Below are 25,583 nucleotides of genomic sequence, written 5' to 3'. Positions count from 1 at the left end.
TTATGGAATTGTTGCGCATTCCATAAAGCTCCGCTTTGAAAATTAAAAAGCTGTACTTACAAATTCGAGCGCGCTTGATTTGACGTACAGCTTTTTAATTTATTCGTGACCGCGAAGGGATTCGAACCCCCAACCCTCAGAGCCGAAATCTGATATTCTATCCAGTTGAACTACGCAGCCATAAATACCTGAGAAAGCAGATATTACTAATATTATATTTAAGACAATTTAGCTTTTACAATTTTTGAAATCGTTTTACCATCGGCTTGTCCTGCTAATTTCTTATTAACTAATCCCATTACTTTACCCATATCCTTCATACCTTCTGCTCCTACAGCTGCAATTGTTTTCATAATTTCGACTGTAATTTTCTCTTCTGAAAGTTGCTCAGGTAAAAACTGACTAATAATTGTTGCTTGTGCCAATTCTGGCTCTGCCAAATCTGTTCGGTTTTGTTCTGCAAATATAGCCGCACTATCTTTACGTTGTTTTACTAACTTCGATAAGATTTTTATTTCTTCCTCTTCCGTTAAATCTTCACTACTACCTGACGTTTTAGCTAATAATAGTTCCGATTTTACAGCACGCAAAGCAGCTAAAGCCGTTTGATCTTTTTCTTTCATTGCTGTTTTCATGGCAGTCATCACTTCAGCTTGTAAGCCCATAGTTCTATTCTATTTTTAAGAATTGCAAAGATAGTAAAAGTTTCCTAAGACTTTCACTACTATTCACCCCAACATTAAAATTAATATATACAAAAGCCCAAAAAGGATTGGTGACTTTTTGGGCTCGACATGGTGTTTAACACAACAAATAAAACTTGCTATTAATCTACATTATCGTGTAAAAATGAATTATTGCTTCTTAACTGAATGTCGTCATTCTCATCTTTTCCGACAGACATTCTAGAAGCTTTGGTTTCAGAAGAGTGCTGAGCATCTTCTAGGTTTACTCCTTGTCGTTTGTAAGCAGGTACTTTTTCAATTTCATTTACATTAGCATCATTAAACTTATAATTAAAATCTTTCATTTTTCTTCTGCGCTCATCTGCACGAGCAATCAACATTTCTGAAATTGGACTATTCATTGGGTCAATTTCATCTGGTGCTTCAACAGGCTCTTCTCTTGATATCGTTTTCTTCTCAAAAACAACTTCTTCTTTCACTTCTGTTCTTTCCTTTTTAGTATTAATCGAAGATTCAAACGTTTCAAAATCATCTAAAGCATAACGCTTTTCTCCTTTTTCATTTATTTCAGTTACAGAAATAATTTCAACAGGTTGATTTACATCAATATCTTTAACATCTTCCTCTAAACTAAAAAACATTTTATCTTCTTCTGCTTTTGGTTTTTCAACGTCTTGCTCAGGCTTTTTATTTGCTAACGGTAAATCGAATGAGAACGTTATTTGCTCCTCTTGAATTTCTTCAATTGGTTCGGCCTTATTGACAATCGGTGTAATTACAAAATCTTCTGGCTTTATTAAAGGTTCTGGCTTTTTGTCTAGAACTTCATCGTAAACAACATTCATGTTTTTCAAAAAATCGGTCGTCGCTATTAAATCGGTGCCTTTATTTTCATCAACTTTAGATTTAGGCTTCATAGGCTCTGCTTCATCTTCAATAAGCGTATGGCGCACAATTGGTGCTTCCTTTTTTTCTTCTAAAACAATATCTGGTGTGATAATCGCTGGATCTTTAACAGGCGTATTGATGGTTGGTTCTGGTACTTCCTCTAAAGCATGAACAACCTTCTTAGTTTCTGTATTTGAAATTTCATTCTGTTGGTCTAAATCAAAACCCGTCGCAATGATTGTTACCGAAATAGATTCTTGTAAATCGTCATCTTCACCAACACCCATAATTATGTTAGCTCCATGACCTGCTTCATTTTGAATATGATCATTGATTTCTCCAATTTCATCAATAGTAATTTCTTGAGATCCAGAAACGATTAGCAACAATACGTTTTTAGCTCCCGTGATTTTATTATCATTCAGTAATGGCGAATCTAAGGCGCTCATAATAGCTTCTTGTGCTCTAGTCTGACCAGAAGCCGTAGCAGAACCCATAATCGCCGTTCCACTATTGCTTAAAACAGTCTTAGCATCACGTAAATCAATATTTTGCGTGTAGTGGTGCGTAATAACTTCTGCAATCCCTCGAGATGCTGTGGATAATACCTCATCCGCCTTAGAGAAACCGGCTTTGAAACCAAGATTTCCGTAAACTTCACGAAGCTTATTATTGTTAATCACCACTAATGAATCTACATGAGAACGTAGTTTTTCAATACCGCGTTGGGCTTGCGCATTACGCATTTTACCTTCAAACTGAAATGGCATCGTTACGATTCCGACCGTAAGAATATCGAGCTCTTTCGCCATTTTCGCAATGATTGGTGCAGCTCCAGTTCCTGTTCCACCACCCATTCCTGCAGTAATGAAGATCATTTTGGTATTGGTGTCTAACATTCGGCGAATGTCTTCTAAACTTTCTATTGCAGCTTCTTCACCAACATCTGGGTTTGCTCCCGCCCCTAAACCTTCGGTTAAGGCTACTCCTAATTGTATTTTATTGGGAACACCACTACTTTGAAGGGCTTGTGAATCTGTATTACAGATTACAAAATCAACGCCTTTAATGCCTTGCTGAAACATGTGATTGATGGCATTACTACCACCTCCACCAACACCAATTACTTTGATGACGTTTGATTTATGTTTAGGCAAATCAAATGAAATATTTCCAAATTCGTTGCTATTACTCATGATTTATGAATTTTCAATTTTTATTCTTTTTAATTATGGATTTTAATCGTTATGCGCTTCGCATCTGCAGATAATTCGCAGTAAATACAGCTTGTGAGCTATCTCTACTTGCTATTATTCTGCATTATCTAAAAAATCCTTTACGCGTTCCGTTAACTTATCTAAAAACGAACGCCGCTCTTTTACTTTTTCTTCTATTCTCACTTCAATTTCTGGCTCTGATAATTCCTCCGCTTCATTTTCAATTATTTCTTCCTCTTCAATGGCTTCTGCTTTTTTACGTTCTTGACGCTTTAAGCCATCCATTACCAGACCAACGGCTGTAGCAAACAGCGGACTTGCAATATCTTCATCGCTATCTCCAGCCAAATGCTCATTAGGATAACCAATTCTGGTATCCATGCCTGTAATATATTCTACTAATTGCTTTAAGTGTTTTAACTGACTTCCACCGCCTGTTAACACAATGCCACCAATCAGCTTTTTCTTTTGTTCTTCGTGTCCGTAATTTTTAATTTCTACGTAAACTTGCTCTATAATTTCCACGACTCTGGCGTGGATAATTTTAGACAAATTTTTCAACGTAATTTCTTTTGGCTCTCTTCCTCTTAACCCTGGTATAGATACAATTTCGTTATCTTTATTTTCTCCTGGCCATGCCGAACCAAATTTCACTTTTAACAGTTCTGCTTGCTTTTCAATTATAGAACAGCCTTCTTTGATATCTTCGGTAATAACACCACCACCAAAAGGAATGACGGCTGTATGGCGAATAATACCATCCTTAAATACCGCTAAATCGGTTGTTCCACCTCCAATATCAATCAGCGCAACACCAGCTTCCTTTTCTTCTTGACTTAAAACCGCATTTGCGGAAGCCAACGGTTCTAGCGTGATTCCTTCGAGTGTTAATCCGGCACTTTTAATGCAACGACCAACATTTCTAATAGAAGACACCTGACCGACGACAACATGAAAATTAGCTTCTAATCGTCCGCCATACATTCCAATCGGCTCTTTAATTTCTGCTTGGCCATCAATCTTGAATTCTTGTGGCAATACATGGATAATTTCCTCTCCCGGAAGCATCACCAATTTATGCACCTGATTGATTAAGCGATCAATATCTTCTTCATCGATCACCATATCTGAATTGGGGCGCGTAATATAATCGCTATGCTGTAAACTACGAATATGCTGACCTGCGATACCAACCGTGACATCTTCGATTTTCTCGGATGCTGCAGCTTCAGCTTCTTGAACTGCTTGCTGAATGGACTGAATCGTTTGGGTAATATTATTAACCACACCACGATGCACACCCATACTTTTGGCTTTACCCAAACCTAAGATTTCTACTTTATCGTATTCGTTTTTGCGACCAATCATGGCCACAATTTTTGTGGTTCCTATATCTAGACCTACCGAAATATTTTGTTTGTCCATAGTTTATTTTTTGGTACAAATAACTTGTTTATCAAATTTTAAATTCACCAATGTATAGTTATCTAAAATCTGGTCTTTTAAAGCCTTTTGATAAAACGCCTTAAAATTGTTTAACTTTTTTTCGAGTTGATTCAAAGTTCCAACATGAACTGTGAAGTCACTTTTTCGAATTTTAAAATCAATGGTATTATCGTCGTTTTGACGAATCTCAATAATATGCTTTTTTAAGAAATCATCTTCATCCACAATTTTTGCAAATTGAAAGACTGTTTCGAGCTTATTTTTCTCAATATTTCCGGTAACGAGTGGCACTCTTGCAGCATAATTATAAGACAACGGCATAAATCCTCCTTCATCATCAATATAATACGATGCTTTTGTGTGCACTCTTGCGATAGGTCGCTTTTGTTCAATTTCAGCCGAAAGCCTTCCATTTACTGACATGAACACTTCCGCTTGCTTTATCATTGGATTAGAATTCAGGGCAAATTCCAATTTGTTCAAATCTATAATTTCTTTAGGCTGTTTCGAAACTGGTTCTAGATTTTGTATTAACAATTTACTAACATTAACATCTGTTATAAACAATTTGTTTTCTCCTAGAAATTTTATATTCGGTTCACCAACGATTCTTGTTTTATTTCGCTCATTAGAAAACGCAAACAAAAAGATCACTACAACAAATAAACCTATGATTTTGATATAGTTATAATTCACCTTAATCATGAAACGCTTCTTTTATATGTTGAACTTCAGCTCCAATATCACCCGCTCCAATAGTTAAAACGATTTGCGCGTTAGAGTTTTTAATTTCATTGATTATTTCTGACTTTTGAATTAATTTTTTATTCGAATTTTCAATCTTATCTAACAACCATTCGGATGTCACTCCTTCGATGGGTAATTCTCGAGCTGGATAAATATCCAACAACAATATTTCATCGAATTTTGATAGAGTTTCTGCAAATTCACTCACAAAATCTTTGGTTCTACTGAATAAGTGGGGTTGAAAAATAGCCAACACTTTTTTGTGAGGATACATTTCTCTAACCGCTTGATGTACTGCCTTGATTTCTTCAGGATGATGTGCGTAATCGTCTATAAAAACAAAATCTTCAGCTTTTATTTGATAGGTAAATCTGCGTTTTACTCCCTTATAAGACTCCAAGCCTTTAGCGAGTTCCTCATAAGGACAACCATATTCTGCTGCCATTGCAAATGCACTAATAGCGTTAGATAAATTATGTCTTCCTGGTAAACTAAATTTATAATTTTTATGAATTCCTGCTGGTGTTTTTATATCGAATATATAACTACCATTTTCAATAGAAATGTTTTGTGCGCTATAATCTGAATCATCTTCAATGCCGTAAGTGATGCCTTTTAATGGCAATCCGTTTCTAACAAACAACTTGCCATTTGGCTCTATACATTCTGAAAAATCCTTGAAGGTTTTAATCAATTCGTCAGCATTACCATAAATATCTAAATGATCAGCATCCATTGACGTGATGCAGGCCAAATCTGGAGATAAGGTTAAAAATGAACGATCAAATTCATCGGCTTCCACCACGGTTACTTCAGTGCCATTTAATATTAAATTGGAATCATAATTTTCACTAATACCACCCAAAAATGCCGTCATAGGTACATTGCACACTTTTAGCAAATGTCCTAATATACTAGTTGTAGTAGTTTTACCATGGGTTCCTGCTACCGCTAAACAAAAGGTTTGTTTTGTGATTTCTCCTAAAACCACAGCACGTTTAAGTACTTTAAAGTTGTTGTCCTTAAAATAATTAAATTCGGAATGATTTTTTGGAATAGCTGGAGTGTATACCACTAGCGTATGCTCAGAATTTAAAAATTCTTTTGATACCTTTTGAATATTATCTTTAAAATGGATTTGAACTCCTAAACCTTCAAGTGATTTTGTAATTTCGGTTGGTGTTTTGTCATAGCCAGCGACCTGTTTGCCGTTGGCCACAAAATAACGTGCAATAGCACTCATACCAATGCCTCCGATGCCGATAAAATAGACGGAAGAAAAAGCCCACCCTAAATCCTTCCCATTAGAAAGGACCTCCTCATTGTTGCTTATATGTTCTCTATTTCTGCTCATTTATTTTTGGCGTTCTCTGCTTCAATATCTTATTTATAGGAATTGTACGTTGGGTTCTTTTGTAATAGTTTTTCAACCTCATCCACAATAGCATTCGTGGCATTTACTAAAGCCAAAGCTTTGATGTTTTCACTTAATTCCTCTTGCTTTATTTGATCAATAATCAATTGAGAAAATTCATTTTGAAAATCAGTATCTAAATCTTGTTCTCGTATTAAGATTGCCGCATTTTTATCTGCAACCGATTTTGCATTTTTTGTTTGATGGTCTTCAGCCACATTTGGTGACGGAATAAAAACCACAGGTTTACCAACGATGCATAATTCTGAGACCGAAATCGCGCCCGCTCTAGAAATGATAACATCTGCCGCTGCATAAGCCAAATCCATCTGATTTAAAAAAGCGTGAATTTGCACATTTTTTAAGGTATTGTGTTTCTTATACTGATCGAAATATAACTTTCCACACTGCCAGATGACTTCGACATTTTGAGCTTCAAAAAATGTAATATTCGCTTCAATTAATTGGTTGATGCGTCGCGCTCCTAAACTTCCACCTAAAACTAAAAGTGTTTTTTTATCATGCTTTAATGCGAAAGCGTCTTTACCTTCTATTTTTTTATTCTTAACGTCTAATAAATCCTTTCGAATTGGGTTTCCCGTTAGTTTAATTTTATCTTTTGGGAAGAATTTTTCCAACCCTTCATAAGCCACACAAATGGTATTTACTTTTTTGCCTAATAACTTGTTTGTGATTCCCGGAAACGAATTCTGTTCTTGTATTAAACTAGGAATGCCTTTCGAAGACGCTACTTGCAATAAGGGGCCACTTGCAAAACCTCCAGTTCCAATAACCACATCTGGTTTAAATGCATTTACAATTTTTCTTGACCGTAATAAACTGCTTATTAACTTAAACGGAAATGCTAAATTCCTCAACGTCAATTTGCGCTGAATACCTGAAATCCATAAGCCTTCAATTTTATAGCCCGCTTGTGGCACTTTATCCATTTCCATACGGTCGGAAGCACCAACAAACAAGAATTCTGCATCAGGATGGCGCAACTTTAATTCGTCCGCTATAGCTACCGCAGGATAGATGTGTCCCCCTGTGCCGCCACCTGATAATATGAATCGATATGTTTTAGATTTAAGATTCAAAGCTTACGATTTCCCTCTTTATTAATTTTGCAACCTTCCATTTATATTCTACTTTTATTTTTTCGTGATGTTGATTTTTGAATTCATGTTTTACATATCGTAAATTTTAAATCGTCTCTCTCAACACCGCCAAAGGATTATCTTCAGCATCTTCTTTTTCCTTTAATTCTTCGCGCTTTGCACTGACACTTAATATTATGCCTATTGCTAAACAAGTCATCCAAATAGAGGTTCCACCACTACTAATTAATGGTAAAGTCTGCCCCGTAACAGGAAACAACTCAACAGCAACTGCCATATTTATTAAAGCTTGGAACACGATTGGTAGGCCGACAGCCAAAACCAATAATTTCCCGAATATGGTATCTGATTTATGGCTGACAATCACGATTCGAAATAATAACCACAGATATAATATCATTAGAAAAACTCCCCCGAACAAACCGTATTCTTCGATAATAATCGCGAAAATAAAATCGGAGGATGACTGCGGCAAAAAGTTCTTTTGCACACTTTTTCCAGGCCCTAATGGTGTAATTCCGGTGGCAATAGCAATTTTGGCTTTTTCAATCTGATAATCAGCTTCCGTATCCTCACCATTCCAAAAATTTTCAATTCTACTCATCCACGTATCCACTCTATTCGGCATGGTATCTGGAAATGCCTTTGCCACCAAAATAAACATGGTTAATGCCAATAATCCTGATCCTAAAATAATTAATAGATACTTCATAGGGTAACCGCCAATAAATGTCAACATCATTACCATAGTAAATATGATTGCTGTAGTTGAAAAATTAGCTGGTAAAATAAGAATTAAGATTAAAAAAACCGGCCCCCATAGCGGAAGCAACGACTCTTTAAAACTAACTTGTTTATCTTGAATTTTAGACAAATAACGAGCCACATAGACCATTAGAACAACAGCCGCCAAAGTTGACGTTTGAAAAGACATATTAACAATAGGTATCTGTATCCAACGGCTGGCATTTGCCCCATCTATCGTTGTCCCTTGAAGCATGGTAACTATCAATAAAACAAACACTATTGGAATCATAATCATGGATAAACCACGAAAATATTTATAGGGCACCTTATGAATACCAAACATAATTACAAAGCCCAAGAGCAGGTGCATAAAGTGTTTTACAAAAAAAGAAAATGTATTTGTATTGCCGCTATTTGCCAAATTACTAGCAGCACTATAAACAGGCATAAACGAAAATATAGCCAATAGTGCAACTATTGCCCAAATGGCTTTATCTCCTTTTATTTGTTTAAATATGCTTCCCATGGTCTTTCAAACTTCTCCTAATTAGAGAAAATTTCAACTGGTTATTTATTAACGTATTGTATATTTCAATTAACTCCGTAAATACTTCTTGTTATCCACTAGATATTCTACTTCTCTATTGATGTTTAGGCTTTAACAGTTCCTTCCTTCTTTTACTACTCGCAACTATAAGTAGGAATCCGTAATGACAGAATTATAAATTCCTGACAGCATTCTTAAATTGACGCCCTCTATCTTCATAATTTTCAAACAAATCGAAACTTGCACACGCCGGTGACAACAATACATTATCTCCAGCACTCGCTAATTTATAAGCAATTTTTACGGCTTCGCTCATGTATTGCGTTTCGATAATTACATCGACCATCTTCCCAAAGGTCTCCAAAAGCTTTGCATTATCAACACCCAAACATATAATGGCCTTTACTTTTTCGTTCACAAATGGAAATAATTCTCTGTATTCGTTGCCTTTATCGACACCTCCCACAATCCATACCGTTGGTGCATCCATGCTTTCTAACGCAAAATAAGTTGCATTAACATTCGTTGCTTTAGAATCGTTTATATACTGTACTTTATTAATTTTTAATACGTGCTCTAAGCGATGTTCTACCCCTTGAAAATTCTCCAAACTTTCACGTATTGTTTGTTTTCTTATTTTTAATAAATGCGCAACAGTAGAAGCTGCCATTGCATTTTTCACGTTGTGCTTTCCCTCTAATGCTAAATTATTTGTTGGCATAATGATTTGATTATTATCTATTGTTATTATTATCTTATTATTGTCTAAATAGGCACCTTGCTCAATAACTTTCGTTAATGAAAAAGGTAATTTTTTGGAATGAATTTGATGCGTTTGCAAATATTGAGCAATGACTTCATCGTCTGCATCGTAAATGAAATAATCGTCTTCCGTTTGATTCTCCACCACTCTAAATTTTGATGCGATATAGTTTTCAAATTTATAATCGTACCTGTCTAAATGATCTGGTGTGATATTAGTCAGCACTGCAATTTTCGGTTTAAAATCAATGATATCATCCAATTGAAAACTGCTAATTTCCAAGACGTAGTTATCATGATCCTTATCTAAAATCTGATTGGCAAAACTATCTCCAATATTTCCCGCTAAACCAACATCTAATTCTTGTTTTAAAAGATGATGTGTTAATGTGGCTGTGGTGGTTTTGCCATTACTGCCAGTTATAGCTACCACAGTTGCCTCCGTAAATTTTGACGCGAATTCAATTTCAGAAACCACTTTGATTCCTGCTTCACGAATTTGCTTTACTAAAGCCACATTATCTGGAATTCCTGGACTTTTCATGACGATGTCTGCATTTAGAACTTTTGAGTCCGTATGCTGTTCATCTTCAAATTCAATCTCATTATTTAAAAGAACGTGTTTATACTTTTCTTTAATTTTTCCCTTATCTGATACAAATACTTCGTATCCTTTAGCTTTACCCAGTAATGCTGTTCCTACACCACTTTCGCCTCCACCGAGAATCACTAAAAGCCCTTTTCTATCCCGACGTTTGGGGACCTCCTCAAAAGCGAAGGACTTTTCATTCTGCCGGTAAATTCTCTCTTCGTTCATTCAGTTCCTAACGTTCGTTCGTCATTTTCAATTATAAAACTCCTGCTTTCGTAGGAATTGGTTATCTAATTTTTAGTGTTACAATACTGATTATAGCAAGTAAAATTCCTATAATCCAAAACCGCGTCACAATCTTACTTTCGTGATATCCTGATTTCTGATAATGATGATGTAATGGTGACATTTTAAAAATGCGTCGCCCTTCACCAAACTTTTTCCTGGTATATTTGAAATAACTGACTTGCATTACAACCGATAAATTTTCAGCCAAGAATATGCCACATAACACAGGGATTAACCATTCTTTTCTAACGGCAATAGCAATAACTGCTATAATTCCACCTATAGTTAAACTTCCTGTATCTCCCATAAATACTTGCGCCGGAAAAGTATTGTACCAAAGAAACCCAATTAATGCCCCTACAAATGCTGCGATGTAAATCGTAATTTCTTCTGCTCTTGGGATGTACATAATATCTAAGTATTCCGAAAAAACAATGTTACTAGAAACCCATGCAAATATTCCTAGAGTTAAAACAATTATAGCCGATGTTCCGGCTGCAAGTCCGTCAATTCCGTCCGTGAGATTTGCACCATTTGAAACAGCTGTTATAATAAAAATGCTCACTATTATAAAAACTATCCATGCGTATTTTTCCAAATCAGGACTAATCCAAGTAATTAAATCTGAATAATCAAACTCATTATTTTTCACAAAAGGAATGGTCGTTTTTGTTGACTTTTCTTCAGGTTTAAATAATTTAGCCGCTTGTACATCTGGATTTTCAACTCGCAATTCATTTTGCTGCTGAATTGGTAGTTTTTCCTTTATGGTCACGTCATTATGAAAAAATAATGTAGCGCCAACAATAATTCCTAATCCTACCTGGCCTAATACTTTGAACTTCCCTTTTAAGCCTTCTTTATCGTTTTTAAACTTTTTAATGTAATCATCTATAAACCCTATAGTTCCCATCCAAAGTGTTGTAACAATCAATAGAATGATATATATATTCTCGAGCTTTGCCAGCAACAATACAGGAATTAAGGTGGCTAGAATGATGATAATTCCACCCATGGTTGGTGTCCCTGCTTTTTCAACTTGACCTTCTAATCCTAAATCGCGAATGGTTTCACCCACCTGTTGCCTTTGTAAAAACCGAATAATGCGTTTACCATAAATTGTAGAAATCAATAACGACAATATGATTGCCACCGCCGCTCTAAAGGTTATAAACCCAAAAAGTGTTGCTCCCGGAAACTGGAACTGCGTTTCTAAATATTCGAATAGGTAATACAGCATTGTATTTTATTAATTATTTATTTCCTTTGTTTTAAAATTCTTGAGCAATTGCTCTTTACTCTTTCAATTCACATCTGCTATGTCACTTACAGATTAATTGATTTGATTTTTCTATGTTGAGCGTTTAATTTCGCGCTTCCCGCTTTCTTCTACTTTTGCAGTTGTCTCAAATACTCTTGAACGATTTTATAATCATCAAAATCAAAGCGCTCTCCTTTAATTTCTTGATAATTTTCATGGCCTTTCCCAGCAATGAGAATGATATCATTAGGCCCCGCCATTTGGCATGCCGTTTTTATCGCCTGTTTTCTATCGGTTATGGCTAATGTTTTTTTGAAATTTTGGGGTTCAACCCCTTTTTCCATGTCCTCAATAATGGTTTCAGGCACTTCGTTTCGAGGATTATCACTTGTTAAAATCACCTTAGTACTCAGCGCTGAAGCAATATTTGCCATTTTTGGACGCTTTGTTTTATCTCTATTGCCACCACAACCAACAACAGTAATGAGTGTTTCATTTTTGGTCCTAATGTCGTTTATAGTTTCTAGCACATTCTTTAAAGCATCTGGAGTGTGTGCATAATCTACAATAGCCGTAATTTTTTCATTCGAAATAAAATACTGAAAGCGTCCAGCTACATTTTCAAGTTCACTAATCAGTCTTAAAATCTCATTTTTTTCTAAACCTAATAATTCGGCCGCACCGTAAATAGCCAAAATATTATAAGCATTAAAACTTCCGATTAAACGTGTCCATAATTCGCTCTCATTGATCTTTAATAACAAACCACTGAATTCATTTTCTAAAATCTGAGCTCTATAATCAGCATAATTTTTTAACGCATACGTATATTTTTTGGCTTGTGTATTTTGAAACATCACCAAACCATTTTTATCATCTATATTAGATAATGCGAAAGCCGTTTTTGGTAACTGGTCAAAAAACTTCTTTTTAACATCTCTGTATTCCAAAAATGTATCGTGATAATCTAAATGATCGTGCGATAGATTAGTGAAAATGCCACCTTCGAATTTTAAACCTTCGGTTCTACTTTGATGAATACCGTGCGAACTCACTTCCATAAAACAAAATTCGACACCTTCCGTATTCATTAACTGAAGGTATTTATTGATTGTTAACGAATCTGGTGTGGTATGCGTGGCCTTATAGGTTGTATTATCTACCATTATTTTTACGGTAGACAAAAGCCCAACTTTATAACCTGCACTTTTAAAAAGTTGGTACAACAAGCTTGAAACTGTTGTCTTTCCATTGGTTCCTGTTACACCGACAAGTTTTAAATTTTCTGAAGGTTGACCATAAAAATTATTCGCCATAAAAGCCAAAGCCCGATTAGAATTAACGACCTCTATGTAGGTGAGACCATCTTCTAAATGCTCTGGAAGCGTTTCACAAACTATAGCGGTAGCTCCGTTTACTATGGCTTGTTTTATATAATTATGACCGTCGGTAATTGATCCAGAAATCGCCACAAAAACATCATTAGTTTTAATTTGACGTGAATCGAATTCAATCTTGCCAACCGTTATACCTGTGCTGCCAACGACTGCGTTAATGGTAACCTTATACAATATGTCTTTTAAAACCATCATGACGCGTCTAAAACAATTGTTTGATTGGTTTGTAATTTCTGATGCTTTTCAACAGATTGTTTTTTTATGATACCACTTCCGGTTAGTTTAATTCTTATATCAACTTGTAAATTTTCTAATAAAGCTATGGCATCCATTGCAGGCATACCAATAACACTTGGCATTAATTCTCTATATTTCCGAGCGTTTTCAAAATAATTCTCGTAATCTTCATTAACCAAATTATGCTCAAAATTGAGTGTTTCGATTTTATCTATAATTGGGGTATCTGTATAAATTTTCTGGGCAATTCTTTTAAAAACAGGTCCGGAAACATCGGCTCCATAGTAACCCACTTTTGTACTTGGCTCATGGATAACAACGATGCAAGAATATTTAGGATTGTCAGCAGGAAAATACCCAGCAAAAGAGGATACATACTTTTTATCTTTATACCATTTTTCCACGTCCGCATAATTGGTTCTTGCGGTACCTGTTTTACCAGCCATAGAAAAGGTCTCAGAATACATACGTTTTCCTGTACCACGAATAACGGCGTTCTTTAGTACATCTTGGATTTCAGCCAAGGTTTTATTAGAGCAAATTTTATCAATCATCACCTCTTTTTCAAACACTTCGATAGGTTTGTCAAAAGACTTGACGGATTTGATAAAACGCGGCTTTATCATTTCGCCATTGTTTGCAATAGCATTGTAAAACGTTAGCGTCTGTAAAGGTGTAATAGTTAAGTTGTAACCGTATGCGATGGAAGGCAATGCATTTCTACTCCAATTTGAAGCACCAGGCTCTGGAATATCTGGAACACCTTCACCCATAATTGAAATATCTAATGAATCATTGAGTTTCCAAGCCTTTAAATGGTCTATAAATTTTTGTGGTTGCTTGGCATAATTATCATCTATAATTGAAGCTAAACCAATATTTGAAGACACTTCTAAAGCACGTGCCGCTGAAATTGCACCAAAGCCACTCCCAGAATCTGTTATATAACGCCCATAAAATTTCTTTCTACCATTCTTTGTATCAACAACAGTAGACGTATCAACAACCTTATCCTCTAAAGCAGCCATCAAAGCCATAACTTTAAACGTAGATCCTGGCTCTTGCGCTTCGTAAACTGCGTAATTACGTTTCTCGTAGTAAGTTCCTTTTGAAGTTTTAGCTAAATTAGCTATAGCTTTCACCTCTCCCGTTTTCACATCCATCACTACTACACAGCCATGCTCAGCCTCATACAGTTCTAATTGTTTTAATAGAGAATGATGTGCAATATCTTGAATATTAACATCTATAGTGGTATAAACGTCATAGCCATCCTTGGGCTCTACTTGGTCGAAATCTGCAATAGGCTTCCATTGTCCATTACCAATTTTTTGCTTTCGACGTTTGCCATTGGTTCCTCGTAAATATTTAACTCCGAAAGCTCCATCGATTCCCGCTCTACTTACATTGCCATCTTCATCAAATCGTTCGTAACCGATAGAACGCGAAGCAACACCTCCCATTGGATGTTCGCGTCTCGTTGTTTGCTCAACAATTAATCCCCCTTTTATAGCACCAAGATTGAGTAAAGGAAAATTTCGCATTCGGATATAATCGGAATAGCTAATGTTTCGAGCTAAAAGGAAATATCTGTTTTTATTTTTTCGAGCTTTTCTAATGATATTTTTATAATAAGAAACTGGTTTACCTTTATAAGCATGAAGTGAATCTGCTAGCGCATTAATATGTTTTTCAAAAGTGGCGTCCTTTGCCTGAATGGCATCAATTCTGATATCATATTTTGGAATTGAAGTCGCCAATAAACTACCATCTGCCGAATACACATTACCACGATTTGCCGGGATAGGAAAATCTCTTGTAGTCGTTTTGTCAGCAAGCGCCCTATACTGATCACCTTGAACAAACTGAATATCAACAAGCTTAAACACCACAGCCAAGGCGAACACAAACAAGCAGCCAGCTACGAAGTATAATCTTTTTAATATGTTTTTTTCTGTTGTTGCCAAAGTTGTTATTCTTGCGTTTTTTTAGTATTTCTTGAAATCTAATTATGCTCAAAGTTTTTATAAACCTATTTGAGACTTTATATACCTCTACTCAGAAGGCTTAACTATTATTTTGGTTGGTGGGTTTAAAGAAATCCCAACTCCTTTGTCTTTCATTTCTGCCTCTACAAAAGATTCTTTTTTTAGCTGCATTAGTTTTCCTCTTTTATCCACAAAAGCTGAACGTAGTTCTTTTACTTCATTAGTCAATTTTGCAATTTCATAGACTTTTTGATCGGCTTTATGCGAACTTGCTATCATTATAATAGCCAATATTGAAATCAAAATGATAATGCGCCAATTCTTAAACGAATCATCACTGATTAGAAACTTACCTCTTAATATGTGGTAGACATTTTTTTTCATCACATTCCCTATGTAAGGAAGAATCTTTATTTAATCAACTATAAAAACAAACTGATTTTAGTTGGCCGTATCTCTTATTAACAATTCACTTACACCTTAAAGATTATGAGGTCAATTTCGCTTCGCAGCCATAGAACTCTTAAAAGATCGAAAAACTATTGACGGTTACTTTTTTTTATAATTTCAAAACAATTCGAATAAAAACAACTGTAATTGCAATTATAATTTTTCTGCGACCCTAAGCTTAGCACTACGTGCGCGGTTATTTACCTTTATTTCTTCTTTTGAAGGAATAATCAATCCACCTACCTTTTTTAAAGGCACCTCAAAATTCCCAAACACATCGCGCTCAGGTTCACCTTCAAACAAACCGTTTCTTATAAAACGCTTAACTAACCTATCTTCTAAAGAATGATAGGAGATAAAACTTAAGCGCCCATTTTTCTTTAGAATTTCAGGCATTTGAAGCAATAACTCTTTTAAAACTTCGATTTCTTGATTAACTTCTATACGGATGGCTTGATAGATTTGCGCCAACACTTTATTTTCTTTCTGATGGTTTAAAAATTTCTTTAAAACCGTTTTTAATTGTTCGCTTGTTATAATTTTTTCATTTTTACGAGCTTCAACTATCACCCTTGCCATTGCTGGGGCTTGTCGCAACTCACCATATTGTAAAAACACTCCTTTTAATTGCTCTTCGTCATAATTATTAACCACTTCAAAAGCAGACAACTTATTTTCTTGATTCATGCGCATATCTAAATCCGCTTCGAATCTTGTAGAAAAACCACGTTCGGCAACATCGAATTGATGCGACGACACTCCGAAATCAGCTAAAACTCCATCAACCTCCCTTACGCCGTAAAACCTTAAAAATCGTTTGATATGTCTAAAATTCTCACCTATAAGCACAAAACGCTCATCATCTATAGTATTAACTACCGCATCCTTATCTTGATCGAACGCGTATAACTTTCCGTTAGGCCCCAATCTCGATAATATTTCACGACTGTGTCCACCACCTCCAAAGGTGACATCGACATACACACCATCTGGTTTAATTGCTAAACCATCGACGGTTTCTTTAAGTAATACTGCATTATGATACTCCATATTCTTCATCCTCTTGGCCCATTACTTCTTCAGCTAAATCAGCAAAATCTGATGCCGCATCGTCAATAGCTTGTTCGTATTTATCTTTATCCCAAATTTCTAGAATATTTACAGCAGAGGCCAATACCACTTGCTTACTTATACCCGAAAAACTGATTAAATCTTTAGGAATCAATAATCGACCTGTACTATCCACCTCAACGATTTTAACTCCGGCGGTAAACCGTCTTATAAAGTCATTATTCTTTTTCTTAAAACGATTAAGTTTGTTAATCTTCTCCATCATTGTGTTCCACTCAGACATAGGATACAGTTCTAAACACGGCTGAAAAACAGCGCGCTTTAAAACAAAACCATCTTGCAAAGCCGATGAGAGCTGCTTTTTTAGCACAGCAGGTATCATTAACCTACCTTTGGCATCAGCTTTACATTCGTATGTTCCTATAAATGAATTCAAAAGACTAATCTTACCACTTTAACGATTAAGATTCAAAGATATTGAAAAAAACACCACTTTTTACCACATTCTACCACATTTGTTGATAAGTTTTAAATGAGAAATTGTTTCAAATACAATTCACATAAAACAAATTCAACCATACTGGTCAATAGGTACCAAATTGATAATTCAGGAATCGCTTAAGTTGATGTTTATATCTTGTTAACAGTATCAGAATTTTAAAAATCTATTTTAAAAACAATTTTGGCATCTAGTCTTGTTATTATTCTATCTAATCAGGTAGAGGTTAAGCATCTACTTTTTATAATTTCTTTTGTTAAAAAATTAATTTTGTAACTCATGGGACGCTATGAATTTTAGCCTTGAGACATGAAAAATAATTTTACTAAATTATCCGAAAAACTAAGTGTAATGAGTATATTTGTTTTTAACACACAAGCACTAACTTGCACATGGCACACCTTTTAAAGAAAGAAAAGGATTTTAGATATATTGAAGTTGGAGAAGGCACACCGATAATTGTGTTGCACGGATTGATGGGGGGACTCAGTAATTTTGATGCCGTAACTAATCATTTTAGCACCAATGGCTACAAGGTAATAATTCCGGAATTACCAATCTATTCCATGTCATTAATAAAGACCAACGTTAAAAACTTTGCTAAATATTTAAAAGATTTTATTGCGTTTAAAAAGCTTGATGAAGTCATTATTTTAGGAAACTCGCTTGGAGGACATATTGGGTTATACTATACTAAATTGCATCCTCAAAAAGTAAAAGCACTTATTATCACTGGTAGCTCTGGACTTTACGAAAGCGCCATGGGTGGTGGCTATACTAAACGCGGTGATTACGAGGTTATAAAAAAGAAAGCTCAAGATGTTTTTTACGATCCGGAAGTTGCTACTAAAGAAATAGTAGACGAAGTTTATGAAACGGTAAATGACAGAAATAAACTCATTAAAACTTTAGCGATTGCCAAGAGTGCTATTAGACACAATATGGCTAAAGATTTACCGAATATGAATACTCCCGTTTGCATAATTTGGGGTAAAAATGACAATGTTACTCCGCCTGAAGTTGCCGAAGAATTTCATGATTTATTACCAGATTCTGAATTGCATTGGATTGACAAATGCGGACATGCGGCAATGATGGAGCATCCTGAGGAATTTAATATAATTTTGAAAACTTGGCTTGAGAAGCGCGGTTTTTAGGTAAGCTTATATCTAATTTCTTCCTTAAACAAACGAAATACAGGAAAATAACGTGCTTTAAACTTATATGTTCTAATATATTTGGCGCCTAAATTACCATAACGTATAATTAAAAAAGATCCCATCCCTATGGGAACTAAAGATGAAAATAAAATCAGCCGAATTTGTAGTTAGTAATTCTGAAGTGGCTAAATGCCCCAAAAACAACTTACCTGAATATGCCTTTATAGGGCGAAGTAACGTGGGGAAATCGTCGTTGATTAATATGTTAACCGACCGTAAGAGCTTGGCTAAAACCTCTGGACGACCAGGAAAAACACAGTTAATTAATCATTTTGTCATTAATGATAATTGGTATTTGGTAGATTTGCCAGGTTATGGTTATGCCCGTGTTTCTAAATCTTCTAAGAAAAAATTCCAGCAATTTATAACCAATTATTTTGAACAGCGGCAGCAATTACTTTCTGCATTTGTACTTGTCGATATTAGACACAAACCACAGCCTATAGATTTAGAATTTATGCAGTATTTGGGCGAAAGTGGTATTCCGTTTGCTATCATATTTACCAAAGCCGATAAATTGAAACCTAAAGCGATTGAACGCCATGTGGACGACTACTGCCAGGTATTACTTAAAACTTGGGAGGAATTGCCACCTTATTTCGTGACGTCCTCTTCTAAGGGTATTGGTAAGGATGCCGTTTTGGACTTTATAGGTGCTACGAATGATGAGATTGAAAACTTGAAATCTAACACATAATTATTTTAATAATATAAAGATGAAACTCCAAATCTGTTTATTAATGGCAATCGTTCTAACATCGGTCGCTATGAGTCAGCAGAAAATTCATATTGACGAAAAAGGAAATACGGTTAGTGCAAGTTATTTTCAGGAAAAATGGAGACATCAGGACTTAGGCTTAAGTCGATGGGATAGTATAGGAAGTGATGGAAAACGCTATAACACCTTAAAAGAAGATTTATATCGATACGGAAAATTTGATTATTCCGACATAAAAACAGAAATTGAAAACATCACTTCTCTCAAAATTTCAGATAGTAGCCTATTAATCATAGAATATTATTACAAAAACGATTTATGCACAGATACAAGAAATAATAGATGGACTAGAACCAAAATTAATAGTCGTAAAAAATTTACTAACCCAATAAGAACTAAACTTAATAAAAAGGACATTATATTTATTTGTTTATTTGAAAAAGGCATAGAACTTAATAACAAACGAAATAAACTAAATGAATATTTTTTCTTAGATCGTAATAATTATTTCAGGACACATATATTTTTAAAAAGTACATTGTGTGGCTCTTATGCTGCTATAAGACCAAATGGAGAAACCTTACTGAGAAATGGAGAATATAGAGCCGATCTGTTTGCAGAGCATTTAAAGTCTGAAAATTGGACTCTATTTTTCGGCAGCAAAGACTAATGTAAATTTAACCTTTTACATCCAAAGCATCGCGCAAAGCATTTCCAACCAACATAAAAGCCATCACCAACAACATAATACAAATTCCAGGAATCAGGGCTAAATATGGTTTTCCTAGAATAATATAATTGTAATGATCCTTTATCATTGCTCCCCAACTTGCCATTGGTGGTTGCGCGCCGATTCCTAAAAAGCTTAAGCCACTTTCTATTAATATGGCTGCTGCAAAATTAGCGGCTGAAATAACGATTAATGGTCCAAAAATATTGGGCAGAATATGCTTAGTTATTATTCTATAATCGTTATAACCCAAAGCTCTTGCCGCTGTGATGTATTGCATTTCCTTAGCACTGATAATTTGCCCTCTAACCACTCTCGCCACTTCTACCCACATGGTTAAACCCACTGCTATAAATACTTGCCAAAAACCTTTTCCTAAAGCTAAAGTTATAGTAATTACTAATAATAACGTGGGAATTGACCAAGTAATATTAATAATCCACATAATGAATGCATCCACTTTACCTCCATAATAACCTGCAATGCTACCCATCAAAAGCCCAACGATCAAGGAAATAAAAACAGCGACAAAACCGATGAAAAAAGATATTCTTGAGCCAATTAAAATTCGGCTTAAGTAATCTCTTCCATATTTATCGGTACCGAAAATAAAGCTTCTGTTGTCTATATAATTTTTATAATTTGAATTTGGGAATTTGGATAAATCGATTTGTTTTTCAAGTCCTTTTAAACCATCGGAAGCATATTCAGTATAATTTAATTTATTTCCGCTTATCTGGTAAGATTGAATAGGAACTTCAGTATCTGTATTATTTTTTCCGAAGAATAGTTTAGAAAAGACATTTTGTTCAGAATTAATACCTGAAGGAATCGTTAGCATCTGCACTTTAAAACCAGGTGATTTGGAATGAATAGACAAATGCATCTGATTGGCATTTTTTGAAGCATCTGGCGCAAACACATATGCAAAAATAGAAATCAATCCGATACAACTAATTATACCCAAACTAAAAACGCCCCAAAAGTTTTTTTTAAACTTTTGAAGCGCAAGTGTTGATAATGAATTATTTTGAGTATTCATTGATACGTTTAATTCTTCACAGAATTAGCAACTTTATTTTTTACGGCATACGCCATCTTTATATCATTAAGAACATTTATAGCTTCCTCAACATACACATCTTTTGCTAACGCCTTGTGCCATCGGTTACGCTTTTCCATTAAAACAGAATCCTTATCCATCAATTTTAATTCATAAGGCAAAGAGTTAAAAGTTAAGTCTGTTTGATATTCTGAGAGTTTAGAAAAGCGTTTTGCTTCTTCCTCGTTAACTTGCATTTCTTTCTTATAGTTATCATAATTTAAAGAATAAGTTTCACGATCTCTAATTTTTTTCACCCATTGCGCATTAGCATCTATAAGTTTTAGTTGCTCGTTTGCCGCCATACGTGCTTTACTTTTACGAATAGTAGTATCGTAATCGAAATAATTTTCCCAAACATCATAGTCAGCGGCGTCAATTTTATCCCATGGCAATGGATTTTCTTGATCTTTTTCACCAATATTAATATAACTATAACGGTCTGGAACCACCACATCACTTTTCACCCCTTCTAGCTGTGTGGAACCTCCATCAATTCTATAGAATTTTTGAGTAGTAAACTTCAAAGCTCCCATATCGCCTTTCGTATTATTTCTAACCATTCGGTTTAAATCCATCACCGTTTGTACAGTTCCTTTTCCGTAGGTTTGTTTACTACCTATAACAATACCTCTCTTATAATCTTGCATTGCCGCGGCAAGAATCTCAGAAGCAGAAGCCGATAATTCATTCACCAAAATAACCAAAGGTCCATCCCAAAGAATGGATTTATCTTTATCGCTAAGAACTTCTTTAGCCTCACCAGTCGTTTTCACTTGTACCACAGGTCCTTCTTCAATAAACAACCCTGCAATATCAACAACTGTCTGTAAGGAACCCCCACCGTTGTTTCTTAAATCCATAACTAAACCTTCAACTCCTTGTTCTTTCAACCTTAAAATTTCTTGTTTAATGTCTGACGCTGCATTTCGTTCGCTATAGTCATCAAAACTGATATAAAATTTTGGAAGATTAATAATTCCAAAGGTTTTACCATCTTTTTCTACCGTTGAGGATTTAGCATAAGTTTCCTCTAACTCCACTACATCTCGTTTTATTGATATATCTTGAATGGTGCCATCAACCTTTTTAAGCGTTAAGGTTACTACCGTACCTTTTGGGCCTTTAATAAATTTTATAGCATCGTCTAATCGCATGCCTACAACAGTTATAGGCTTGTCTTCATCCTCTTGCTTCACTTTAAGAATTTGATCTCCGACTTCAAGTTCATTTGCTCTCCAAGCTGGTCCGCCACTGATAATTTCATTCACCATAATGCCATCTACTTTCTTCTGTAAACGTGCTCCGATGCCTTCAAATTTACCAGAAATATCTCTATCGAAACGTTCTTTATCTTCTGGAGCGAAATAAAATGTATGAGGGTCAAACTCTTCTACAATAGCATTTATATATACTGAAAACCAATCTTGACGTCTCCTATCTTCAATATAATCATAAAGTTCATCGAGTGATTTTTTTGTGGTTAATCGCGCTTCAGACTCATATTCTTTTAGCGTTTTCTTCACTTTCGATTTCTCTTTTTTTGTAGCGGTATTATCCGCATCATTTCCATTCGGATTTGGATTTGGATTTGCATTAAGATCTATATCTCGTTGCGCAAAAGCATCGTCATAATTCGCAATAGTAGAGAATTTAAGCTGTTGACGCCACCTTTCTTTCATTTCGCGTTTATCATTAACATAGGCGAGTTTTTCATAATCTGCATTATAGTCTTCCTGTTTAGAAAAATCGAAAGGTTTACTTAAAATGTCAGAATATATTGCTTTTGATTCCTCAATTCGTTGTAACAAACGTTGGTGTGTAAGATTAAAGAAAGATACATCGTACGCTTTAATCTCATCGTCTATTTTGTCTTTATAGGCCTCAAACTCCTTAATGTCCGACGCATAAAAATAGCGCTTAAATGGATCTATATTATCTAAATATGCTCCGAAAACATGTGATGAAAACTCATCATCAATATCTTTTGGATCAAAATGCCCTTGGTCTAATAAATATGTTATAAGCTGTATGAGCAATTTATCCTTATCTGGATCGTCAAATTTTTTGCTAGTAAAACTACATGACGCAAAGGCGATCAACAATGCCAGTAGTAAAAACTTATAATTCCCTCTCATTATTCTATTTTTTTTTAATTGCGTAAAAAATTATGTTTAACGTTTACCGTTCATCATAACCTAAAATATGAACACCCCTCATTGGCTCGTTGTATAAACATAATTATTAAATAAGTAGGCATTCAATATTTCACTAAAATAGAAGAAAAAACCGTGCCATAAAAAAACATGGCACTAATTTTTTGTTAAAGCCACGTTTACTTATAAAACCATCCCTTTTTTAGTATTTTTACGTCGTATTAAACTTTTGTACACTATGTCTGCACGCCCTTTAATTTTAGTGACCAACGATGACGGTATTACAGCGCCTGGTCTACGAACTTTAATTTCCGTTATGAATACCATTGGAGACGTCGTGGTTGTAGCTCCAGATAGTCCTCAAAGTGCCATGGGCCATGCGATCACCATCAACTCAACCTTATACATGGAAAAAGTAACTATAGATGGAGAACAACCCGAGTATAGTTGTTCTGGAACTCCTGCCGATTGCGTTAAACTTGCTGTTAATGAAATTTTAGATAGACGGCCTGACATTTGTGTTTCGGGTATAAATCATGGTTCTAATTCTTCAATTAACGTTATTTATTCTGGAACTATGAGCGCCGCACTAGAGGCCGGAATTGAAGGAATTCCTGCGATAGGATTTTCACTTTTAGATTATAATTGGAATGCTAATTTTGAACATTGTAAATCTTTCGTTGAGACTATTACAAGACAAGTTTTAAAACACGGATTAGCCGAAGGTGTAGTGTTGAATGTTAACTTACCGAATCTTGAAAAAGAAGCCATAAAAGGAATTAAAGTCTGCCGACAAGCTCGTGCCAACTGGAAAGAAGAATTTGATAAGCGCACCAACCCAGCTGGACGTGATTATTTTTGGTTAACTGGTAAATTTGTTAATATGGATAACGGTGAAGATACAGACGAATGGGCTTTGGAGCATGGCTATGTGTCAGTTGTTCCTGTACATTTTGATTTAACAGCACACAAATCCATACAACAATTAAATACTTGGAACTTGAATGATTAAAAAAATCGAGATGCGATTACTTTTTTTATAGCAAGAATCGAGATTAGTAATATTGTGAATGACAAAATATATAGATTTTATAAAAAATGACATGGCTAAAATCCATATAATTCCTTACTCAAATTTATGAAATATTATATCATAGCTGGTGAGGCTTCGGGAGATTTGCACGGTTCTAATCTTATGAAAGCCTTATTTCAAAAAGATGAAAAGGCAAACATTAGGTTTTGGGGAGGCGATTTAATGCAATCTATTGGCGGGGAGTTAGTAATGCATTATAAAGAACGGCAATTCATGGGGTTTGCTGAGGTCATTCTCAACCTGCGAAAAGTATTGAGGCAAATAAAATATTGTAAGTCTGATATTGAAAGGTTTGAACCAGATGTAATAATTTTTATTGATAATTCAGGATTTAATCTTAGAATTGCAAAATGGGCCAAAGAGCACAATTTTAAAACCCATTATTATATTTCCCCTCAAGTTTGGGCATCTAGAGCAAGTAGAGTAGAAAAAATAAAGCGTTATGTCGATGCCATGTATTGCATTCTTCCTTTCGAAAAAGATTTTTATAAAAAATACAATTACAATGTCAATTTTGTGGGTCACCCCTTAATTGATGCTATCGCAGATAGACCACAGGTTAATGATAGCGCATTTAGAAAAGAACACCATCTTGGCGACCATCCGATTATTGCATTATTACCTGGAAGCCGTAAACAAGAAATCACAAAAATGCTTGGTGTAATGTTGAGTATAGTTGACGATTTCAACGATTTTCAATTTGTAATTGCAGGAGCACCTAGTCAAGATTACGAATTTTACAGGCGTTTTATTAAGAAGAAAAATATTCGTTTTATATCAAATAAGACCTATGATTTATTGAGTATTTCTACTGCTGCTATTGTAACTTCCGGAACTGCAACCTTAGAAACTGCTTTGTTTAAAGTTCCACAAGTCGTGTGCTATAAAGCTAATACCATTTCATATCAAATTGCAAAGCACATTATAACATTGAAATATATTTCATTGGTGAATTTAATTATGAAAAGAGAGGTGGTTACCGAACTCATTCAGGGAGATTTAAATAAAAGCCGATTAAAGAAAGAATTAACTGCCATTTTGAATTCCGAAAAACGAGAGCAATTATTTTTGGATTATTACGAATTAGAGAAAACATTAGGAGGACGTGGTGCTAGTAAAAAAACTGCTGAGTTAATATATGAGGCCGTTAACAATAATAGAATATCCACGCTTGAAGATACTGAAAACAAAAACCGAATAAATTAA

At 35.0% G+C, this 25,583-nt stretch carries 21 protein-coding genes and 1 tRNA gene; 5 read left to right on the top strand and 17 right to left on the bottom strand.

Features of this window, described 5'->3' with window-relative positions:
* Positions 1 to 106: 106 nt before the first annotated feature.
* The 15 genes from QMA06_RS04755 to mraZ all read right to left on the bottom strand — a co-directional run bounded on the left by QMA06_RS04755 (position 107) and on the right by mraZ (position 17,295).
* Positions 107 to 180, bottom strand: a tRNA-Arg gene (locus QMA06_RS04755).
* Between the two features lie 38 nt (positions 181 to 218).
* The gene (locus QMA06_RS04750) at positions 219 to 665 is read right to left on the bottom strand and encodes a GatB/YqeY domain-containing protein (protein WP_290205703.1); all 447 of its coding nucleotides are present in this window, start codon (positions 663 to 665) and stop codon (positions 219 to 221) included.
* Between the two features lie 161 nt (positions 666 to 826).
* Positions 827 to 2,770, bottom strand: a complete 1,944-nt coding sequence (ftsZ, locus tag QMA06_RS04745; RefSeq protein ID WP_290205702.1) for a cell division protein FtsZ — start codon at positions 2,768 to 2,770, stop codon at positions 827 to 829.
* Between the two features lie 114 nt (positions 2,771 to 2,884).
* Positions 2,885 to 4,216 carry a cell division protein FtsA gene (gene ftsA / locus QMA06_RS04740; RefSeq protein ID WP_290205701.1) on the bottom strand — a complete coding sequence of 444 codons (1,332 nt, stop codon included), beginning with the start codon at positions 4,214 to 4,216 and terminating at the stop codon, positions 2,885 to 2,887.
* A gap of 3 nt (positions 4,217 to 4,219) precedes the next feature.
* Positions 4,220 to 4,942: a cell division protein FtsQ/DivIB gene (locus QMA06_RS04735; protein ID WP_318036590.1), complete on the bottom strand. Its 723-nt coding sequence runs from the start codon at positions 4,940 to 4,942 to the stop codon at positions 4,220 to 4,222.
* Complete coding sequence (gene murC, locus QMA06_RS04730) at positions 4,935 to 6,338, bottom strand: UDP-N-acetylmuramate--L-alanine ligase (protein WP_290205700.1); 1,404 nt, start codon at positions 6,336 to 6,338, stop codon at positions 4,935 to 4,937. The genes QMA06_RS04735 and murC overlap by 8 nt, the downstream gene beginning before the upstream one ends.
* Positions 6,339 to 6,367: 29 nt before the next feature.
* Positions 6,368 to 7,498 (bottom strand): undecaprenyldiphospho-muramoylpentapeptide beta-N-acetylglucosaminyltransferase, encoded by a 1,131-nt coding sequence (gene murG, locus QMA06_RS04725; protein WP_290205699.1) that lies wholly within the window; start codon positions 7,496 to 7,498, stop codon positions 6,368 to 6,370.
* Between the two features lie 106 nt (positions 7,499 to 7,604).
* Positions 7,605 to 8,792 carry an FtsW/RodA/SpoVE family cell cycle protein gene (locus tag QMA06_RS04720; RefSeq protein WP_290205698.1) on the bottom strand — a complete coding sequence of 396 codons (1,188 nt, stop codon included), beginning with the start codon at positions 8,790 to 8,792 and terminating at the stop codon, positions 7,605 to 7,607.
* A 193-nt stretch (positions 8,793 to 8,985) separates the two neighbouring features.
* Entirely contained in the window at positions 8,986 to 10,392 is a 1,407-nt protein-coding gene (gene murD, locus QMA06_RS04715) for a UDP-N-acetylmuramoyl-L-alanine--D-glutamate ligase (protein ID WP_290205697.1), read from the bottom strand.
* 61 nt (positions 10,393 to 10,453) lie between these two features.
* Positions 10,454 to 11,695, bottom strand: a complete 1,242-nt coding sequence (gene mraY / locus QMA06_RS04710) for a phospho-N-acetylmuramoyl-pentapeptide-transferase (protein ID WP_290205696.1) — start codon at positions 11,693 to 11,695, stop codon at positions 10,454 to 10,456.
* A gap of 149 nt (positions 11,696 to 11,844) precedes the next feature.
* A complete protein-coding gene (locus tag QMA06_RS04705; RefSeq protein WP_290205695.1) occupies positions 11,845 to 13,308 on the bottom strand; it encodes a UDP-N-acetylmuramoyl-L-alanyl-D-glutamate--2,6-diaminopimelate ligase in 1,464 nt (487 codons plus the stop codon).
* Entirely contained in the window at positions 13,305 to 15,317 is a 2,013-nt protein-coding gene (locus QMA06_RS04700) for a penicillin-binding protein (protein ID WP_290205694.1), read from the bottom strand. The genes QMA06_RS04705 and QMA06_RS04700 overlap by 4 nt, the downstream gene beginning before the upstream one ends.
* Before the next feature lie 87 nt (positions 15,318 to 15,404).
* Positions 15,405 to 15,722, bottom strand: a complete 318-nt coding sequence (locus QMA06_RS04695) for an FtsL-like putative cell division protein (RefSeq protein WP_290205693.1) — start codon at positions 15,720 to 15,722, stop codon at positions 15,405 to 15,407.
* A 219-nt stretch (positions 15,723 to 15,941) separates the two neighbouring features.
* A complete protein-coding gene (gene rsmH, locus QMA06_RS04690) occupies positions 15,942 to 16,838 on the bottom strand; it encodes a 16S rRNA (cytosine(1402)-N(4))-methyltransferase RsmH (RefSeq protein ID WP_290205692.1) in 897 nt (298 codons plus the stop codon).
* On the bottom strand, positions 16,825 to 17,295 hold the full coding sequence (mraZ, locus tag QMA06_RS04685) for a division/cell wall cluster transcriptional repressor MraZ (protein WP_290205691.1): 471 nt from the start codon (positions 17,293 to 17,295) through the stop codon (positions 16,825 to 16,827). The genes rsmH and mraZ overlap by 14 nt, the downstream gene beginning before the upstream one ends.
* A 455-nt stretch (positions 17,296 to 17,750) precedes the next feature.
* Here mraZ and QMA06_RS04680 point away from each other — a divergent pair, with 455 nt between their 5' ends.
* The 3 genes from QMA06_RS04680 (at position 17,751) to QMA06_RS04670 (ending at position 19,966) form a co-directional block, all read left to right on the top strand.
* Positions 17,751 to 18,515 (top strand): alpha/beta fold hydrolase, encoded by a 765-nt coding sequence (locus tag QMA06_RS04680; protein ID WP_290205690.1) that lies wholly within the window; start codon positions 17,751 to 17,753, stop codon positions 18,513 to 18,515.
* Between the two features lie 142 nt (positions 18,516 to 18,657).
* The gene (gene yihA, locus QMA06_RS04675) at positions 18,658 to 19,275 is read left to right on the top strand and encodes a ribosome biogenesis GTP-binding protein YihA/YsxC (RefSeq protein ID WP_290205689.1); all 618 of its coding nucleotides are present in this window, start codon (positions 18,658 to 18,660) and stop codon (positions 19,273 to 19,275) included.
* A gap of 43 nt (positions 19,276 to 19,318) precedes the next feature.
* On the top strand, positions 19,319 to 19,966 hold the full coding sequence (locus QMA06_RS04670; protein WP_290205688.1) for a hypothetical protein: 648 nt from the start codon (positions 19,319 to 19,321) through the stop codon (positions 19,964 to 19,966).
* Positions 19,967 to 19,973: 7 nt separating this feature from the next.
* Here the strand turns inward: QMA06_RS04670 and QMA06_RS04665 are convergent, their stop codons facing one another.
* Positions 19,974 to 21,068, bottom strand: a complete 1,095-nt coding sequence (locus QMA06_RS04665; protein ID WP_290205687.1) for an ABC transporter permease — start codon at positions 21,066 to 21,068, stop codon at positions 19,974 to 19,976.
* An 8-nt stretch (positions 21,069 to 21,076) separates the two neighbouring features.
* Positions 21,077 to 23,266 carry a carboxy terminal-processing peptidase gene (locus QMA06_RS04660; RefSeq protein ID WP_290205686.1) on the bottom strand — a complete coding sequence of 730 codons (2,190 nt, stop codon included), beginning with the start codon at positions 23,264 to 23,266 and terminating at the stop codon, positions 21,077 to 21,079.
* Between the two features lie 256 nt (positions 23,267 to 23,522).
* On the opposite strand from QMA06_RS04660, the gene surE reads away from it, so the two are divergent.
* The gene (gene surE, locus QMA06_RS04655) at positions 23,523 to 24,296 is read left to right on the top strand and encodes a 5'/3'-nucleotidase SurE (protein ID WP_290205685.1); all 774 of its coding nucleotides are present in this window, start codon (positions 23,523 to 23,525) and stop codon (positions 24,294 to 24,296) included.
* Between the two features lie 126 nt (positions 24,297 to 24,422).
* A complete protein-coding gene (gene lpxB / locus QMA06_RS04650; RefSeq protein ID WP_290205684.1) occupies positions 24,423 to 25,583 on the top strand; it encodes a lipid-A-disaccharide synthase in 1,161 nt (386 codons plus the stop codon).

Origin of the sequence: Winogradskyella bathintestinalis (genome assembly GCF_030407435.1) — a bacterium.
Classification (GTDB): domain Bacteria; phylum Bacteroidota; class Bacteroidia; order Flavobacteriales; family Flavobacteriaceae; genus Winogradskyella; species Winogradskyella bathintestinalis.
This window is presented reverse-complemented; position numbering and strand designations above follow the sequence as displayed.